The sequence below is a fragment of the Micromonospora sp. Llam0 genome, from assembly GCF_003751085.1.
Classification (GTDB): domain Bacteria; phylum Actinomycetota; class Actinomycetes; order Mycobacteriales; family Micromonosporaceae; genus Micromonospora_E.
Window position 1 is genome coordinate 3,494,385 of record NZ_RJJY01000001.1, and the last position, 15,836, is coordinate 3,510,220.

Genomic DNA, 15,836 nt, shown 5'->3' on the forward strand with positions numbered 1-15,836 from the left:
TCATTCCGTGCGGCCATATCGAGCGGGAGTGGGACCGGGGGCCGTCAGGTCAGGTAGTCGACCGTACGGCCTGCCAGCGGGGCGGCCAGGCGCACCAGGACAACCGATTCCACGGCGATGGCCGGGCATTCCTGGTCGGCTGCCTCCGGCAGCAGGCCCACCCGGATCCGGACCCGGACCGCCGTCTCGCTCTCCGCCACCTCCGGCTCGGCGCCGTAGCAGGCGGGGGGCCCGGCGGTCAGCACGGTCTTCGTCCGGGTGCCGTTACGGGAGTTCCCGGTGCCCTTGCCGGCCGGGTCGTGCTTGTCGTAGCCGACGTGGTCGGTGATCTCGCCCTCCAGAGCGGACTCCAGGACCCGCTTGGTCAGCTGCTGCAGCAGACCGCCCTCACCGGTCAGCTTCAGCCCGTCACCGCGTGCCCGGTCCACCAGCAGCGCGATCAACTGCTCATCCGTGGTCGTACCCACCGACCCGCCTGCGGGCTCCTGCTCGATGGTGGTCTCGGTCGTCATCTGGCGCATCTCCCTTGATCAGCAGATCCGCCGTTAGTTGTACACACCCAGCACCGGCAGACACGCGTTGATGAGCTCTACGCCACGGCGAACTTCGTGTGGTGAATTGCCGTGGTCATGGTTCTCCGTTCGTCAGGTCGGGGTGAGGGTGCCGCGTTGCCGGCGGGTGCGGCGGAGCGCGACGACCACGAGAGTGGCCAGCAGGATTGCCGGCAACCCCGCGACCGACCAGCTCAACGCCAGCGGCGGCCCGGGCTGGGCGAGAACCGGAAGACCCGCGAGCGAGCCCTTCCCTTCACCTGCGGGACCGTTCACGGTGAAGTGGAAGGTCCAGGTGCCCTCGGCCGGCAGGGCTTGGATGTTGAGACCCCAGACGTCGAGTTTGCGAGGGTGCCGGGCGAGGTCCCAGCGATCTTCGTCGGATCTGGGCCGCCCGGGCAGTTCTGCGTCGACGTGTCCGGACTTTCCCGCGTACCCGCCGTCGATGTCGAAGGTGAAGTCGAGCGACTGCATGGCCCGCATCGGCCATCGGCTGAAGCCGACCGTCATCGCGTACGGCCCGATCGTCACCCGCTCGGTGTGCACGATCGTCACCGGCTCGTACGCGACCGCCGGGGCCATGGTGACGACCTGCACGACGCCTATCGTCAGCAGCAGTGCCAACAGCCGCCTCATGCCGCCACCCCCAGAGTCGACGTGTCCAGCAACCTCAGCATCAGCCCCACGCGCCGGGCGAGGATCCCGGTGGCCGCCCCCACCGCTGCGGCGACCAGGACGGTCGGGGTGATGTAGACGACGATCTCCACGAAGCCCGGCAGCTGGACACCGTAGAGAACGGCCTGTTGCAAGGGGATCAGGACGGCCAGTAGACCGGCTCCGACCGCCGCGAAGAGCGGAATCACCGGCTTGGCCGACACACTGCGGGCCCGGGCGATCAGCCACGCCAGCTCCACCAGCAGCGCTGCGCCCACGGTGCTCAGCGGTATCCAGCTGGGCATGACCGGCTGCGGCGACGTGAAGTCGCGCATCGGCAGTCCGACCGCGTCGGCGTAGGTGCTCGTCGCCCACGGGGTGATCAACCACAGCAGCGACTGGATCGCGGCCAGGGTCACCGCGACCATCAGGGCCGCCCCCGGCCGCCGCGTCAGGACCGTGGCCGTGATCAGCGTCAGCACGGTGAGGCAGGCGATGCACACCGCTACGAGGTCGACCGGGCCGCTGGCCTGCTGGAAGGCATCGGCCAGTACGGGTGCGAAGGCGACCAGCATCGCCAGTGAGATGTACACACCGGCCCGGCCCCAACGCTCGTGCCGGGCGGCGGCGAACGTCACCATCGAGCCGATGATGGTCGCGAAGTTGCCCTGCAACAGCCCGATGTGCGGCGGCGAGTTGAGTTGGGCGTCGAACCCGTACAGGCTGTGCCACCACTGGTCCCAGAGCCCGTAGAGCAGGAACGTTGCGGTGGCCAGCCCGACGATCAGGTATCCGAGGGGTGCCGCGAACGCGCCGCGGAGCACCCGGACGGATCGGCCGCCGACGGCCGGATCGATCGGTCGGCCGGATCGCTGGGCCGCGGTGGTGCGAAGAACGACGACCAGCGCAGTGATACCGCACAGCGCGCTGCCGCTGTACAGCAAAAGATGCGGCAGGGTGAAGAAGGTGTCCGGGCCGACATCGTTGTGCCACTGGATGTCCCAGCTCCAGCCGACCAGGGACAGCATCGCTCCGGCCAGGACCAGCCCGGCGGGCAACAACGCCGCCGATCCGGCTCGCGGTTCCTCGGTATGTGTCCGGGTCATCGTCCGTCCCTTCGGGGTCATGTCACTCACGGTGTTACGGAGAACGGGAGTACGGCCCGTTCCGTCCCGGCGTCGTCGTCGACGACGACGGTCAGCTCCCAGCGGCCGGCCATGTCGAAGTGCGTCTCGGCGCGATACCGGCCGGTCCCTCGGTCGACGGCGGTGGCGGTCAGCGGCGGGTAGGCGTGGCCCATTTCGGTCATCGCGGGTTCCAGCCGCACCTCGGTCACCCCGGCCGGATCGCTCAGCTGGATCTCCACGCTCCGGTCGCCGACCGTCGCAGTGACAACGACTTCGACGTCGCGGTGCCCTGCCGTCCCCCGCAAGGCGGTCTGCTCGTCCGACCCGGTGGTGCGGGCGAACCAGACGGTGGAGATGATCACCACTGCGGCGACGGCCAATGTGACCAGTGCTTGCCGCCGAGGGCTCATCGGGGTGCTCCGACATCGAGCATCACCGGCACGGTGATCAGCGTGTAGTTGCGCTGGACCTGCATCCATAGCTGGTAGCGGCCGGGCAACGGAAAGGTGTGGGTGAAGGACACTTCGGGCCCCAGGTCGGCCACCGACTCGTCCGGTGGCTGGGCGCCGATGTCCGGTCGCGGCCCCATCGCGTGGACGTGGGCCCACACCTGCGCATCCTGCACCGCCGTTGCCGGGGCGTCGGGCGGGAGCGGGCCGACGGCGATGAGGTGCCCCACCATGCCCAGCCACGGTTGCAGGTCGGCCTCGCCGAAGTTCGCGACGATCGTGGTCGGTTCGCCGGCCCTGCGGCCCGAGATCGTCACCGGCACCGGAGCCTGCGCGGTGTTCGACACCCGAGCCTGCGCGGTGTCCGGGACGGTCGCCACAGCGGACCCGGCGACCTCGAAGCCGACCGGTGAGCGGAGGAGCTGTGGGCCTCCTCCGCTGCGGGCGACCTCGGCGGTGAGCGTGTAGTGACCGGGCCGGGGCGTGGCCAGGTGGACCTCGTACTCGCCGGGTCGGGTCCGCACCGGATGGACGTGGCGCAAGGTCCGGTCAGGCGTGACCACCAGCAGATGTACGAAGGCCGCGTCGTGGACGACCAGGTCGTCGACGGGCCGGCCGCTGGCACTGTCGGTGAAGGAGAGCTGTACGAGGGTCACGCCGTCGCCGGCGGGCTCGGAGGAGGTCAGCAGGGTGACCGGTGGCCTGGGGACCGGCGCCGGCGCCGGGACCGGCCTGGAGAGCGTGGCCGCGGTGACGGCGACCCCGAGTGCCGCTGCGAGGCCGGACGTCGCGACGTGGGCCGGCCAGGCCCGGCGGGCGAGCAGGCTCGCGCCCAGCGCACCGAGAAGCAGCAGGCCGGCCGCCGCGAAGCCGTAGTAGGTGAGGGTCTCGGCGGTGGTGAGCACGACCGCCGGCACGACGAACGGGATCGAGGCGACGGTCGACCCGTCGTCGAGCAGCAGTTCCTGCGTACCCGGGCGATCGACCCGTAGGGTGGCTCCATAGGTCCCCGGGGTGGCGCCCAGCCGGACGGTGGCCACGCCTGTCCCCAGGCGGAGTGTCAGCGTGCCCGCAGGGCTGCCGGCGTGCGTCACCACGTCCACCCGCAGGGGCCCCGGGACGACGTCGACCCGGCGCAGGACCACGGTGAGCTCCCGCTCGCCGAGGCTCTGGGAGACGTGGATGTCGGTGCCGGCCGGAGCGCCGTCCGCGTGCGCAGGGGAGGCACCCAGAGCCAGCAGCGTCACCACGGCGGCAAGAAGCGTCGCGATCCACCTGATGTCCCGCACTGGCAAGCCCCCGTCTCGTCAGTCGTATACAACGTACTCGACTGGTCGAGTACACCGTACACGACGCATATGATCTGACCAACGAGAGGAACTCAGTGACACAGTCAGAACCCCGGCCGGTGATCTGGGCCCGTCTCTCCGGACAGGGCCGGGGACCGGCACGCACCCTGGACCACGAGACGATCACCAACGCCGCGATCGCGATCGCCGACGCGGACGGCCTCGACGCGGTGACCATGCGCGCGGTGGCCGGCAAGGTCGGGCACAGCCCGATGGCGCTCTACCGGCACGTCGGCGGACGGGACGACCTGACCGAGCTCATGTACGACGCGGTTCTCGGCGAGCTCGAGCTGACCCGCGCGCCCTCCGGTGACTGGCGCGCCGGCCTGACCGGGCTCGCCCGCAGCACCCGTCGCCTGCAGCACCGTCATCCGTGGGCGACCCGCCTCGGCCACCGGCCGACGCTGGGTCCCAACTACATCCGGATGATGGAGTATGCGATGGCCTGCGTGGACGCTCCCGGCCGGCCGATCGACGAGATGCTCGACATGGTGGGCACGGTTCTGCAGTTCACGAACGGATTCGTCCGCGAGGAGCTGGGCGTCGCCGAAGCGCACCGGCGCACCGGGCTGGACCGGGCCGGCTGGCAGCAGCACATGACGCCGTTCGTCACCGAGTTGCTCGGCACGGGCGATCATCCTTACCTGGCCAAGATAATTCTCGACGCGGACGACTCTCCCGACCACGACACCGTCTTCGAACGACGACTCGGCATGGTCCTGGCCGGGCTGGCGACGGCGACGGATCGGGACGCCTGACCTGCCCGCCGCGTATGCCCCTCCGTCGGTCAGCAGGCCCCAAGACACTCACTCGGGTGGAGACGTACGGGCAGCTCGGGTCGAACCAGAAGTCCACGCACCATCGACCGGCCTCCCACTCCCCCCAATTGACTCGCACGTCACGCGCGAGTGGCGACCCCCGAGCCGGGTGTGGTGACATCTCACCAGGTGAAGCCGACCGTGAACGGGGTGTTGACCAGGCTGCCGGCGCTGTTCACACAGGTCACGCCGACCTCCATGTCGGCGCTGCCGACCGGGTGCCAGAACTGCACGTGACAGTGCGCCTCCTGATAGCCCGACGCGTGGGCCACGGCGTGGCCGGAGTAGTCGATGATCTGCGGGGAACACCATCTCGTACCGCCCGGTGCCGGTCCGGGTCACGGCGTAGTCGCCGCTCACCGAGCTGCCGTTGGTCCAGGTGATCGCCGGTGCCGACCCACCCGACGGGTACGTGTCGCCGACCGTCGCCAACGCCGTCGGCGCGATCTGCTGCAACAGGTTGTGCACCGTCCAGGTGATCGTGAACCGGGAGTCGACGAAGGCCCCGGAAGCGTCCCGGCACCGCACCCGGGCGATCCCGCCCGCCAGGTACGAGTCCACCTTGCACTTCACAGCCGCCGACGTGTAGGCGGTGATCTGGTAGAACGTGGTCTGCGTCTGGGCGGCCGAGGCGGGCAGCTCCACCGCGTACGAACCGGGCGCGTCCCGCGCCACCCACGGTGAGCCGCCGCCGGAGTCGAAGCGGTACCAGGCGCGCCCGCTGGCGTGGTCGTCATCGACGAGCAGGCCAGCTGGGGCGGCAGCCTGATCCAACCGCGCACGCCCCGCGCCGGCAAGGTGCACTCTCGACTGTCAGCCGGTCGGCGTCTCTACGTCAGCTTCATGATGTGGTCAGTTCCCAACGATCAATTGCCGGAACGAAGTGCGGGTAGGCACGCCTGAGCAGGCGGAACATCCAAAATCTGCGCACTCGCCCATCCTGTGTCCGAAATATCAATTACGAAGTTCCCTCGACGTTGACTCGACAGACCGCCGGCATCTAGAGTCCAAGGTGGCCTCAGCGTTTCCCGAGGCCGCGCAGTCCCGATCTGAGAGAATGTCATGCGTACAACCACGAGTCGGCCCAAGTCACGCCTACGCGTACAACTCGCGCAAGCAGCGGTGTTGGGAGTGCTCGCCGCCGGAGCGATCGGTCTCACCGTCGGTCCTGCATCAGCAGCAGGCACGTCCAGCAAGGCCGGAAACTGTTACACCCAGTGGTGGAACACCGCGTGGGCACAGAAGTGCGATCCCCCGTCCGGAGCTTCCTACAGCACGATCTACCAGTCGGTGATGGAATGTAGTTTCCAGGGCCTCAGGTCACTTCCCGTCTACCGCACGCAGGGCAACATGACGACTCACAGTGGCGCTGACTGCACTTTCAGCGCAGTCAGGGGAACGATCAACGTTCACTGACAAACCAGATCAATGGCGGGGAGTGCGTTGATTCGCACTCCCCGCCTTAGTGGGGTTAAGGATCTACATATTGTGACTACGGTTCTCGATTCACTGGTGCAGGGGTATGACAGGAAGACCGTCATCGACAGCCTTGACCTGACACTACGACCGGGTATAACAGCCCTACTCGGCCCGAACGGTGCCGGAAAGACGACCTTGCTCCGGACCCTCGCGACCATCATGCCACCGCGCTCGGGAACCATCCGCATCGACGAAGTCCTGATCGACTCCGAACGAACGGCCCGCACCGTCCGTGATCGAATTGGGTACCTGCCTCAGGACTTTGGTTTCGATCCTCAGATGACCGTCACTGATTTTGTGACCTATGCTGCGTGGCTTCGCGGTGTTTCCACAACTGATCTACGCCGACATGTTGATCAAGCGCTAGCACAGGTTGACCTGACCGACCAGCGGCGGAGCCGGATGCGAAAACTGTCGGGTGGGATGCGACAGCGGGCCGGCATCGCATGGGCAATCGTCGGGCAACCACGCCTTGTTTTGCTCGACGAGCCCACCGTCGGACTCGACCCACGCCAACGGTTGCACTTCAGAAAGATCATCACCGGACTTAGCAATACCATCGTGCTACTGAGCACTCATCTGATTGATGACGTTGCCGCAACGGCCGACCGAGTTGTCGTGCTCTATGCCGGGGCAGCCAGGTTCGATGGCACAGTTGCCGAACTCGAACGTATGGACTGTGCGGATCTCCCAGGACATACCGCGCTTGAACGCGCATACATACACCTGCTGCCAGAGGGAGAGCAGCGGATATGAGAATCCTGTGGCTCCATATTCGCAACTCACCGATCCGGGTGGCTATGCCCATTCTGATTGCACTAGACCTGGCGGTGCTGTTTCTGCGTAGCAACTTCTGGATTGGCTCCTGGCCGGAGACCGGCGCCGCAGCACAGGTGCCCGCTTATCTCGTCGGCATACTTGGCGCAGGTGCCGCAGCATGGGCAGCGAGCGCAACGAACAGGCACGGGCTAGACGAACAAATTTCGACCGCTTCAGTTCGCACCCATAGGTTGGAGGCATACCGACTTGGATCGACCACGATCATCCTGCTAACCCCCTATTTAACCGGGCAGGCAGTTGCATTTGCAATAACCGCCCGATCATTTCCACCTGGCGTACAAGTCTGGGCCGGATACTTCCTTCTTGGCGTTTTCGTCACCCTGTTTGCCACAGCGATAGGCTGGCTGATCGGCAAGCTCTTCACCCCAGTCTTCGCAGCCATGACCGCCTCTGTTGGTTTCCTGTTCCTTCTCGCCCTGTTGGATCGAGCGGGCGGCTTCATCGTGGTAAGCGGGCATCCGAATACCATGATCGACCCCCTCGGTATCACATTTCGGATGCTGACCATAGCAGCACTCATTGTTGGGTTGGCCTGGATTCCAACCAAGCCTTCCCGCACTCGCCTTCCCGTCGCCGCAGCACTACTCACCACAATTCTTATGGTCATCGGCGTGGCAGCAGCAAGACCGTTGGTTGTCGACCGCGAGCCGATAGGGAGGAACGCCCTCTGCACCAACGGAACGGTCACGATATGCATCTGGCCCGAACACAGGAAGTATTTATCATCGATTACTGATATCAGCGCTAGAATCGATCAGTTGCCGGCGGAGTTTGAGCGACCGGAACGTATCATCCAATTCGGGGTGGAGCGCACAGTCCGCATCGACGACGGAGTGATATACGAAATCGAGGAGGCTTCGCCCCACTTCTACATACTCGAAGGCAGCCCGTGGTCATATGCAAGCGACATCGCAAATGCCATCGTCACGGCCACTTTCCCGGGCCACTCCGGGGCAGCCTGCATCTGGGACTCATTGACCTCCGCAGACCAGGCCCGCCTCTCCACTCTGAACGCCTGGCTGGAAACCTACCTAGCAGGAAACGGACAGCCCGATTATCAAACCAACGCCCCTGACCACATGCAGGAGGCATTCGCGGCCGGACGCGCGATCGCTAACGATCTCAGACAGGATCAGCAGTTCGACTGGGCTCGGCGGGAGGTAGGTGAAATCCATGGAAGATACTGCGACAAGAGTTCGTGAAAAATTCACGACCGCAGCACCTGAACGCGCTTTCCTCGCCGCTCGACGTCTCAGCCATGTCCTTACAGCTACGACGATACTAGCCGCACTTGCTGCTACTTTCGGCGACTACGAGACAGCGCTACCAACGGCCACGCGGGATGGAAGCATCACCGTACCGATTTGGCGTTTCTTGGCCATGGCAGCCGCGACACTTCCCGTTCTCGGCCTGCATAGCCACCTCTCCACGCTAGAAGCGGTCGCGACCAGACGCTTTCGGCGCTGGCAGCGCGGATATCTCTGCGGCACCACGATCACATGCGCAATTGCCTATCTTGGGATCTCAGCACTGACGACAAGCCCAGTCGTTCTACTGATGATCGCACGGTCCTGGCTCGCCTGGACCGGCCTGGCCCTTCTATCCGGCTTGTGGCTCGGCTGGCGGTTGGCATGGACAGGGCCGGCGCTGGTAGCCGTAATCCTCTTCTACTGGGGCACCTCCCGGCAGGGCGAGTACTTCTGGTGGGAGTTCACCGCACGCCCAGGAGATGACCTTGCATCGCTCCTACTCAGCGCGGCCATACTCGCCATCGGGTTGGGAGCCTACGCGGCGACGCCGTGGCGGCGGCGGCTGAACTCGTGGCGACGGTCCCGGTGATACCCGAAGGCGTCACGTTTCGTGTGCTATGTCCGGGTGTCGACGGCCGAACCGGCTGTAGCACCGTAGCTTGTGACGCGTCGGCGATGAGTCGCAACCGGTCTCTGTGGTCCGCCGCGACCTCGACGTCACCGCGCTCGGCTGTCGCACCTACGTCTACCGGGCCTGCTACAACGCCCCGGGCTCACCGAACCGTTCGGTGCCCGGGTGGCGGGGGTGCCGTCGTCGCCGCCGAGCTCGGCCGCCGAGCCGCAGTCGCTCACCGCAACCATCGGCCCCGACCAGCAGCAAACTGCCAGTCGAGGCGACTATCGCATCAGCATCGACCCAGGTTACCGGTCCCCGTTGGCGGCCTGCGCTTCATGAGGACCGCGTGCCGAAGGACAGCGTATCGATGGACGGCGTGTGGGTGCTTGCTGCGGTCTACAACCGACGATGCGTGGACCGCCTCGGTTTCTGCCTCACGGCATGGCGCACTACGCCCTGGTGCCGCGCTACGCCACGATCTGACGGACGAGTTCGGCGAGGCCGGCCGCGACTGCGCCACCGGCGAGGACCACCACCGCGCAGCCGCTGTTGCGCGTCGCCGACGCGGCCCTGGCCTGCCGTTCGCGGAGCTCCGCCATGTCGACCTGGTGTACGTACGGCTCGTTCCAACTCCGGTCCCGCGCCACGAACGTCTGGTGGTACTGGGTGTCGGTCAGCTCGTACTTGCGCCAGGACCCGTGCCACTCGGGTCGGGACTGTCGACCTACTTTGGCCCGTTCGGCCGCGATCCGTTGGGCGACCTGCTCACCGGCCTGGTCAGCAAAGAGCCCGGTCGCGCGTTTCGCGGCCTCGTCTTCCAACAGCTTGCGAGCATGCTCAGGCGCAAGAACGTCGACACCGGCCGCAGCCGGCTTCGCCAGCCGAGGATCGTCAGCCAGCGGGTCGTCGCAGACGACCAGGCGTACCGTCTTGGTGAAGCTGACAGCGGCCTTCGCACCGTGCTCCACGGCGTAGTCGATCACCTCGGTAACGGCGGGCGAGTCGCCGACCGGCAGGATCCGCCAGCCCTTGAGCGGACCGTTGGCCCTGGCCCGATTGGCGGCTGCCGCTTCCTCCAGGTCGCTGATCAGGTGCGACGATGCGAGTTCCCGACCAGCCCGCTGCAGTTCCCGGAGCTCCGCCGGGGTGACCACGCCGTCGGCCTCGGCTCGGGCTCGGGCGTCCGACAGGAACTCCTCGTGCACCTGGCGGGCGGTGGTCTGGGTCAGTCCGGCGTTGGTGGCCGCGACCGCCAGTTGGTTGGCTTCCTCCCCAACGATCCGACCATCGGCCAGGGCGTGGCCGAGCAACGCCCGATAGTCGGCCAGTCCGCCCGGCCGGGGCTGCGGCGGGTACGCCATGCGCGGCAGTCGCGCGGTGAGGGTGGCCAGCCATCCTTCGGTGCCTCTGCGCAGCCCGGCAGCTCTGGGTGCGACGATGCCGGTGCGGGGTAGCGCCGGAATCGGTGCGGGTTGCGGCCCGATCCAGGAGAGCCGCTGCGGCGCCTCGTTGATGAACTTCGTCAGGGTCACGGCAAGTGCCCTTGCGTCGCCGAGCGCCGAGTGCACCGCGTCGAGCCACTCCCCCGTGACCAGATGGTGCACGTTCTCGAGCTTGTAGCCCCAACTGTCAATCTGGGTCCGGGCGGTGACCAACGAACACAGCCCGGGAAGACCACTGAGGTTGACGCCGAGCCGCCCGAACTCGGCGATCAGGAACTTCTCCTCGTGGTCGAGGTTGTGACTGACCACGACGGCGTCGCGAAGGTAGGCCAGCACGTCGCCGGCGGCCTGTTGAAAGGTAGGAGCATGTTTGACGTCGGCGTTGGTTATGCCGTGGTACTCGTCGTTGTTGATCCGCATGCCTGGGTTGATCAGGGTCGAGTACTCGTCGAGGACGACGCCGTCGCCCCGCATCCGCACGATCGCCAGCTCGCACACGCGGGATCCCTTGTTGGGGTGCAGCCCGGTGGTCTCCAGGTCGATGACGGCGTACGTCAGGGCACGCGGGTCGGCGCCACTTCGGCGAGTTAGTTCACCACGAGTGAACATAAATACGACCTCCATCAAAATCATGTCGATAGCGTCTGCCTCCGCGTGATCAGCAGAGGACGGCGTTTCCGAGCCGACGCACGGCGATTCACAACCTCAGCCGACCGGCGAGCACGGATCAGGTCCAAGGCGGTCGAAACACTTCTCTGTGGATCACTTCCACTGGCTCAGACCGGCACCTTACGTCACTGGATTCCGCGTCTGGTTCCACCGAAGGGTTCATGTTCACGGTCTATGGTTCAGCCGCAGTCAGCCGGAGAAGTTCCTTCCAACGCCATGCGGGCTGTCCATCCGGCAAGATCGTTTCCCGAGGATCGTTCGCGAAGCCAACAGTATGAAGCCGACCGATCAACTACCTCATCCGGTACGGTCGAAGCTACTGCGATTGTCCGATGGGGAGGATGTCGGCGTGAGTTCGGTTGAAGAGGTCAAGGCGGGCGTCGCTCGTTTCGGGCACGAGGTCGGCCAGCAGGTCGGCGCGATCCGGGCCAGCACGGAAGCCCTCGACCGCAGTACGGCGGCGCTGCGCGGCATCACCAGCGGGTCCAGCCACTCGCAGGTGTCCGAGACGATCGCCAAGGTCGAGCAGGCGAAGCAGAAGCTGGCAGAGGCGGCGGCGCTTACGCAGAGCGCGATCGAGTCCAGCCGTGGCTACGCGGCGAGCTTCTGACCGGCTGGGAGGATCACCTGATGTCGACTGTGATCGTGCCCGCCGGGCTGAGCATGGGTCCCCGCTACTGGTACGTCCGCCCGCCGGACCCGACGCCGGAGTGCTACGAGGTGCATCTCGGTGACGACCTGGTCGAGCTGACCGAAACCGAGGCCGCCGTCTGGGCCGCCGCCTTCCTCTACCCGGACCAGCACGCGAAGCTCACAGTCACCCGCGATTCCCTGGTACGGATGCTGGAAACCGCGCCGAAGCCAGAGCCGCACGCCGCACGCTACGTCGACGACCTCATCGCCCGTGGCCTGCTCGTCGAGTTCGACCCCGACGGCGACCTGCAACCAGTCTTCAGCCGCCACAAGCTGCTCCCCCTCGCCCAGGGCCTCGGCACCACGCCCGAGGAACCCGACCTGCACCGGATCGGCATCGGCGACAAGGCGGCGGTCGCGGTACCCATCCAGGTCTACACCCAGTGGTCGTACGCCTTCCTGCACGCCAACTTGTGGGACGCGTGCGCCTTCTACGCCGACCAGTCGGAGGAGGAAGCCGCCGGCGAGAAGCTCCTGGAGCTGACGGCGGCGGGGGTAGCCCGCGACATCGCAATCAACCTCCCAATGATGGTCGTCACCGGATGCGCATTCTTTGACCCGGTCGTCCAGACATGAGGTACGGCCGGAAACAGCGCAAAGGTCAGCAGCAGGCCGAGACCTTCGGCCAGCAGTTCCGCCGGGAGCTGTCGAAGGAATCACTCGGCAAGTTAGCCGAGCTGGGCGGAGCCGCCGTCGGCATGCTGCTCGGGTTGGCGTCGACGAAGGCCGGTCTTCCCGTGCCGCCGTCGACAGCAGCGACCGGAGGTGCGATAGCGGGCGCAATGCTCGGCGTGGTGGGCAAGTCAGCCGCCGGTACGGCCGTCGACCGCTTGATGAGCCGGAAGCCCGGTGGTGGCGGGCAGGAGCCATCGGATGGCAAGCCCCCAGTGGCGATCCCGAGTACCGGTGAGCCAAAGCCGGTGCTTCGGGCGGTCGATCCGACGAGACGGGAACCGCGACGAGCGCCACCACACCGGCCACGCCGGCTCACCCAGTCCCGAGCTGGATCGGCGACAGGGTCAACCGGTGGGTACATCGGAAGGCTCCAGCAGATCCTCGACGAGATTGAGACCCAGCAGGCCAAACTGGCGAACGTGGCCAACGCGATGCGGGCGAGCCAGCTCGGCCTAGCGCAGCTGCTTGCCGGCGGCCGGCAGGACCGTACGCAGGAGATCTACACCTGGGCCGAACTGTCCCGCGCCAACATCGAAGACGCCGCCATCCTCACCCACCAAGCCATGCAGAGCCTCAAGGCATACCTGTCTAACCTGTAACTTGCTGGACCGAGCAGTGCTCCGAGCACGGCAAATCTATGGCAACTCATGGCAATATCAGCAGAGAGGAGCCCCAGGTGGAGGCAGCCGATCTCATGCGTGGGTAAACTCGCGATGTGGCTTCCAATGATCTCCCAGAGTGGTCAGCACTGGTTGCAGCCGGCCTAGCGAGAGTGGACGAGATCCCAGAATGGGAGGGGCTGGGAATATCGCCAGCTGCATTCAGGAGAATCAACCGCACAGTCGGCACCGCCATGCCAACCCCCGCCCGCTGCAAAGAATGGATCGAAGCGGGAATACCAGCAGAACACATTCGGGTATACGAGTACGCCCAGGCGTCGCCAGCAGCCATCGCGCCACACGGTTCACAGTTGGCCGATCACAATCCATGGGAAATCGTTAGGGCGCTGGGCCTCTTGGCCGACTCCGAGGCACAAGTGCCAATTGAAATTATTGCCAGATACGTGGAGGACGGCTATCCGCCATGCTCTCCAGTTTATCTGGAAGGCGACCGATACCCAATGACCGAGTTAGCGCTACGTCGGGCGGTCGATTCGCCCCACGCTCGCTTTGAAAAAGTAACCGCTCCGCCAATCTCATGGCCGGTCGCGGCGGCGGTTATCCGATCTGGCCGATCCACTGACTCACTCTTCACACTGCCGTCCCTCCTCGCCGCTCCCAATGCGCCAGTGATGGGTGCATGTCACAATCGACAACGTATCAATCGACTTCTCGCAAAGACGCCCCCCGGCCATGACGAGGCAGGAATTCCCTGGCACGTCGGCGCCCTCTACCCAGCACCCTACGATCCAGTCTACGACTATGACGAATTGATTGGCATTGTAACACAAGAGGGACACGTCGCGTGTCTAATGCCGGGATATTTCTACCTCAGATCGCTCATTGAGGCACTAACCGACAATGGCATTTACTTCGTCGTGCCGATTGTCGGTGAATCTGACCTTCGCTCTGACCTCGATTCAGAACCCGATCTTGGCGTCCGGTTTCATCGATACCGCGAGCTCAAACCGCTGCTCGAAAACTCGACACCACCCGGGATCAATTGGAGGTGGCCCGCGTGGCGCGGCCGTCGATGATGGTTGCCGCCGCATCGATACTCAACCCCGCTTGAGTATCGTCCGAGCTATGCACGGACAGCAGATGCGGATGCGCTGACCAACCTGCTACACATCTCAGTTGAAGGGTCCGTTAGCGCGCGCTTTCCAAAGCTCCTGGCGTGCTTCCTTGGTATCCAAGGACTCTAGTCCGCGAACCGCCCAGGAGCGCAGCGAAGGATCATCCCCATACATCTGATCCACCAGGATCGGCAACGCCTTCGCCGATCGCGCCTGCCCTATAAGCTCCAAGAGCCAACATCGCAAACCATGATCATCCCGCTCGGCCACAAACTCAGCGATCAACTCGTCGACATGCTCAGCAGCGTGCTGCAGGAGAAGATGGAAGCCCTCTTCCCGAGCCTGCGGATCGCGACGACGCATCAACCGCATCGCCTGGCGAAATCGAGCCGTCACGCACTGAAGACTATCGCCTACCGGCTTTCGGAGCGGGCGGCTCACTCGTGGCAGACCTCCACGCAGGAAGCGTTCGTTCCGGTCGGTGACGAAGACACAACGCCGGGCACGCCGACGACCAGGCCCCCGGCCTGAGCGCGATCATGGCGTTGCGGACGACGTTCGCCGATACGTTGTGCTCAGGGCAGAGCTGCGACGTCGACGGCAGCTCGGCGGCAGGTCGCCGGGCGCAATCAGCCTGCGGGTGTGGGCGACAAGCTCGACCCACCTGGCGCTCGGCGGCACCGTCGATACCCCCTAATCAGCACTGTCGCCAACTCGGCTCAGGTACCGGACGCACAACCTGGTGTCGGGCCGCGTAGAGGACTTGGCCGACCCAGGGTGCGCGCTCCTTCCTCGGCAGGAGCAGGAGCGACAGGCTTATAGCAGGCCAAAGATCAGGCCTCTTCCGATCGGCCTGCGACGAACACGCCGAGGCCCTGCCTGCCGACGAGTTCGCCGCACTCGATCATCGAGTCGACGGCACGGCGCACGGTTGCCGAGGTCGTCGAGTGTTGCTCCATCAGCTTCCGGGTGGTCGGAATCCGGTCGCCCGGCTTCAACTGCCCTGCCTTGACCTGCGCACGGAGGTCATCACGGATCGATTTCCAAAGTGGCACGGCGTAAGGCATGATCCGAGGTCACCACTCCAAGCACCTGAGTAGATGGGCAACGAACCCAGCGTAGCCAAGACCACGGCCAGTCGAGCCGTTCGCAGGTACAAAAATGCAAGCTTCCACCTACGACCCACCGGTGGCCTCGTTGGCGTCGACGACGAAGACGCCGACACCGGGCACGCCGACGACCAGGCCTTCGGCCTTGAGCGCGATCATCACGTTGCGGACGACAATCGCCGACACGTTGTGCTCGGCGCAGAGCTGCGACGTGGATGGCAACTTCGCGCCGGGCGACAGCTCGCCGGTCGCGATCTGCTTGCGGATGTGGGCGGCGAGTTCCATCCACTTGGCGCTCGGCGGCATCGCCGGCCCTCCCCCCTGATCAGCGAGCGGCTGACTCGCCAGGTCACCGTCAATGTCCGCCGAGCCACCAGGGC

General features: G+C 65.6%; 18 protein-coding genes and 1 pseudogene. 10 read left to right on the top strand and 9 right to left on the bottom strand.

Features of this window, described 5'->3' with window-relative positions:
• Positions 1-227: 227 nt before the first annotated feature.
• The 5 genes and pseudogenes from EDC02_RS15200 to EDC02_RS15220 form a co-directional block, all read right to left on the bottom strand.
• Positions 228-467 (bottom strand): annotated as a pseudogene (locus EDC02_RS15200) (transposase); the annotation flags it as partial.
• A 177-nt stretch (positions 468-644) separates the two neighbouring features.
• Positions 645-1,187 carry a hypothetical protein gene (locus tag EDC02_RS15205; protein WP_123602524.1) on the bottom strand — a complete coding sequence of 181 codons (543 nt, stop codon included), beginning with the start codon at positions 1,185-1,187 and terminating at the stop codon, positions 645-647.
• Positions 1,184-2,332, bottom strand: coding sequence for a hypothetical protein (locus EDC02_RS15210; RefSeq protein ID WP_123602525.1), 1,149 nt, complete (start codon positions 2,330-2,332; stop codon positions 1,184-1,186). The genes EDC02_RS15205 and EDC02_RS15210 overlap by 4 nt, the downstream gene beginning before the upstream one ends.
• A 5-nt stretch (positions 2,333-2,337) precedes the next feature.
• On the bottom strand, positions 2,338-2,742 hold the full coding sequence (locus tag EDC02_RS15215; RefSeq protein WP_158632198.1) for a FixH family protein: 405 nt from the start codon (positions 2,740-2,742) through the stop codon (positions 2,338-2,340).
• The gene (locus EDC02_RS15220; RefSeq protein ID WP_199757646.1) at positions 2,739-4,070 is read right to left on the bottom strand and encodes a hypothetical protein; all 1,332 of its coding nucleotides are present in this window, start codon (positions 4,068-4,070) and stop codon (positions 2,739-2,741) included. Before EDC02_RS15220 ends, EDC02_RS15215 begins: the two co-directional genes overlap by 4 nt.
• A 95-nt stretch (positions 4,071-4,165) precedes the next feature.
• On the opposite strand from EDC02_RS15220, the gene EDC02_RS15225 reads away from it, so the two are divergent.
• Positions 4,166-4,888 (top strand): TetR/AcrR family transcriptional regulator C-terminal domain-containing protein, encoded by a 723-nt coding sequence (locus EDC02_RS15225; RefSeq protein ID WP_123602527.1) that lies wholly within the window; start codon positions 4,166-4,168, stop codon positions 4,886-4,888.
• 182 nt (positions 4,889-5,070) lie between these two features.
• On the opposite strand, the gene EDC02_RS40245 is transcribed toward EDC02_RS15225, so the two are convergent.
• Entirely contained in the window at positions 5,071-5,220 is a 150-nt protein-coding gene (locus tag EDC02_RS40245; RefSeq protein WP_158632199.1) for a hypothetical protein, read from the bottom strand.
• A gap of 98 nt (positions 5,221-5,318) precedes the next feature.
• Here EDC02_RS40245 and EDC02_RS15230 point away from each other — a divergent pair, with 98 nt between their 5' ends.
• The 4 genes from EDC02_RS15230 (at position 5,319) to EDC02_RS15245 (ending at position 9,106) form a co-directional block, all read left to right on the top strand.
• Positions 5,319-5,537 (top strand): hypothetical protein, encoded by a 219-nt coding sequence (locus EDC02_RS15230; protein ID WP_148083468.1) that lies wholly within the window; start codon positions 5,319-5,321, stop codon positions 5,535-5,537.
• A gap of 899 nt (positions 5,538-6,436) precedes the next feature.
• The gene (locus EDC02_RS15235) at positions 6,437-7,183 is read left to right on the top strand and encodes an ATP-binding cassette domain-containing protein (RefSeq protein WP_233605943.1); all 747 of its coding nucleotides are present in this window, start codon (positions 6,437-6,439) and stop codon (positions 7,181-7,183) included.
• Positions 7,180-8,469, top strand: coding sequence for a hypothetical protein (locus EDC02_RS15240; RefSeq protein WP_123602530.1), 1,290 nt, complete (start codon positions 7,180-7,182; stop codon positions 8,467-8,469). The genes EDC02_RS15235 and EDC02_RS15240 overlap by 4 nt, the downstream gene beginning before the upstream one ends.
• A 355-nt stretch (positions 8,470-8,824) precedes the next feature.
• A complete protein-coding gene (locus tag EDC02_RS15245; RefSeq protein ID WP_123602531.1) occupies positions 8,825-9,106 on the top strand; it encodes a hypothetical protein in 282 nt (93 codons plus the stop codon).
• A 494-nt stretch (positions 9,107-9,600) separates the two neighbouring features.
• Here EDC02_RS15245 and EDC02_RS15250 read toward each other — a convergent pair whose 3' ends face one another.
• A complete protein-coding gene (locus EDC02_RS15250; RefSeq protein ID WP_199757647.1) occupies positions 9,601-11,208 on the bottom strand; it encodes a PolC-type DNA polymerase III in 1,608 nt (535 codons plus the stop codon).
• Positions 11,209-11,593: 385 nt separating this feature from the next.
• Here EDC02_RS15250 and EDC02_RS15255 point away from each other — a divergent pair, with 385 nt between their 5' ends.
• From EDC02_RS15255 to EDC02_RS41620, 5 genes are all read left to right on the top strand, one after another.
• The gene (locus EDC02_RS15255; RefSeq protein WP_148083469.1) at positions 11,594-11,854 is read left to right on the top strand and encodes a hypothetical protein; all 261 of its coding nucleotides are present in this window, start codon (positions 11,594-11,596) and stop codon (positions 11,852-11,854) included.
• A 20-nt stretch (positions 11,855-11,874) separates the two neighbouring features.
• On the top strand, positions 11,875-12,513 hold the full coding sequence (locus EDC02_RS15260) for a hypothetical protein (protein WP_123602534.1): 639 nt from the start codon (positions 11,875-11,877) through the stop codon (positions 12,511-12,513).
• Complete coding sequence (locus tag EDC02_RS15265; protein ID WP_123602535.1) at positions 12,510-13,211, top strand: hypothetical protein; 702 nt, start codon at positions 12,510-12,512, stop codon at positions 13,209-13,211. The genes EDC02_RS15260 and EDC02_RS15265 overlap by 4 nt, the downstream gene beginning before the upstream one ends.
• A 173-nt stretch (positions 13,212-13,384) precedes the next feature.
• A complete protein-coding gene (locus EDC02_RS39550; protein WP_148083470.1) occupies positions 13,385-14,308 on the top strand; it encodes a hypothetical protein in 924 nt (307 codons plus the stop codon).
• A 288-nt stretch (positions 14,309-14,596) separates the two neighbouring features.
• Positions 14,597-14,878, top strand: a complete 282-nt coding sequence (locus tag EDC02_RS41620) for a hypothetical protein (protein WP_233605944.1) — start codon at positions 14,597-14,599, stop codon at positions 14,876-14,878.
• Between the two features lie 302 nt (positions 14,879-15,180).
• Here EDC02_RS41620 and EDC02_RS15280 read toward each other — a convergent pair whose 3' ends face one another.
• Together EDC02_RS15280 and EDC02_RS15285 are read right to left on the bottom strand one after the other, a co-directional pair.
• Positions 15,181-15,414 (bottom strand): GntR family transcriptional regulator, encoded by a 234-nt coding sequence (locus EDC02_RS15280; RefSeq protein WP_123602536.1) that lies wholly within the window; start codon positions 15,412-15,414, stop codon positions 15,181-15,183.
• Between the two features lie 108 nt (positions 15,415-15,522).
• Complete coding sequence (locus tag EDC02_RS15285; RefSeq protein ID WP_123602537.1) at positions 15,523-15,762, bottom strand: winged helix-turn-helix domain-containing protein; 240 nt, start codon at positions 15,760-15,762, stop codon at positions 15,523-15,525.
• Between the last annotated feature and the right edge of the window lie 74 nt (positions 15,763-15,836).

What these genes read in the sequence shown, in the direction of transcription:
- EDC02_RS15205 (WP_123602524.1), bottom strand. Translation starts at nt 1,187, where the DNA reads ATGAGGCGGCTGTTGGCACTGCTGCTGACGATAGGCGTCGTGCAGGTC.
- EDC02_RS15210 (WP_123602525.1), bottom strand. Translation starts at nt 2,332, where the DNA reads ATGACCCCGAAGGGACGGACGATGACCCGGACACATACCGAGGAACCG.
- EDC02_RS15215 (WP_158632198.1), bottom strand. Translation starts at nt 2,742, where the DNA reads ATGAGCCCTCGGCGGCAAGCACTGGTCACATTGGCCGTCGCCGCAGTG.
- EDC02_RS15240 (WP_123602530.1), top strand. Translation starts at nt 7,180, where the DNA reads ATGAGAATCCTGTGGCTCCATATTCGCAACTCACCGATCCGGGTGGCT.
- EDC02_RS15245 (WP_123602531.1), top strand. Translation starts at nt 8,825, where the DNA reads ATGATCGCACGGTCCTGGCTCGCCTGGACCGGCCTGGCCCTTCTATCC.
- EDC02_RS15250 (WP_199757647.1), bottom strand. Translation starts at nt 11,208, where the DNA reads ATGATTTTGATGGAGGTCGTATTTATGTTCACTCGTGGTGAACTAACT.
- EDC02_RS15260 (WP_123602534.1), top strand. Translation starts at nt 11,875, where the DNA reads ATGTCGACTGTGATCGTGCCCGCCGGGCTGAGCATGGGTCCCCGCTAC.
- EDC02_RS15265 (WP_123602535.1), top strand. Translation starts at nt 12,510, where the DNA reads ATGAGGTACGGCCGGAAACAGCGCAAAGGTCAGCAGCAGGCCGAGACC.
- EDC02_RS41620 (WP_233605944.1), top strand. Translation starts at nt 14,597, where the DNA reads ATGATCATCCCGCTCGGCCACAAACTCAGCGATCAACTCGTCGACATG.
- EDC02_RS15280 (WP_123602536.1), bottom strand. Translation starts at nt 15,414, where the DNA reads ATGCCTTACGCCGTGCCACTTTGGAAATCGATCCGTGATGACCTCCGT.
- EDC02_RS15285 (WP_123602537.1), bottom strand. Translation starts at nt 15,762, where the DNA reads ATGCCGCCGAGCGCCAAGTGGATGGAACTCGCCGCCCACATCCGCAAG.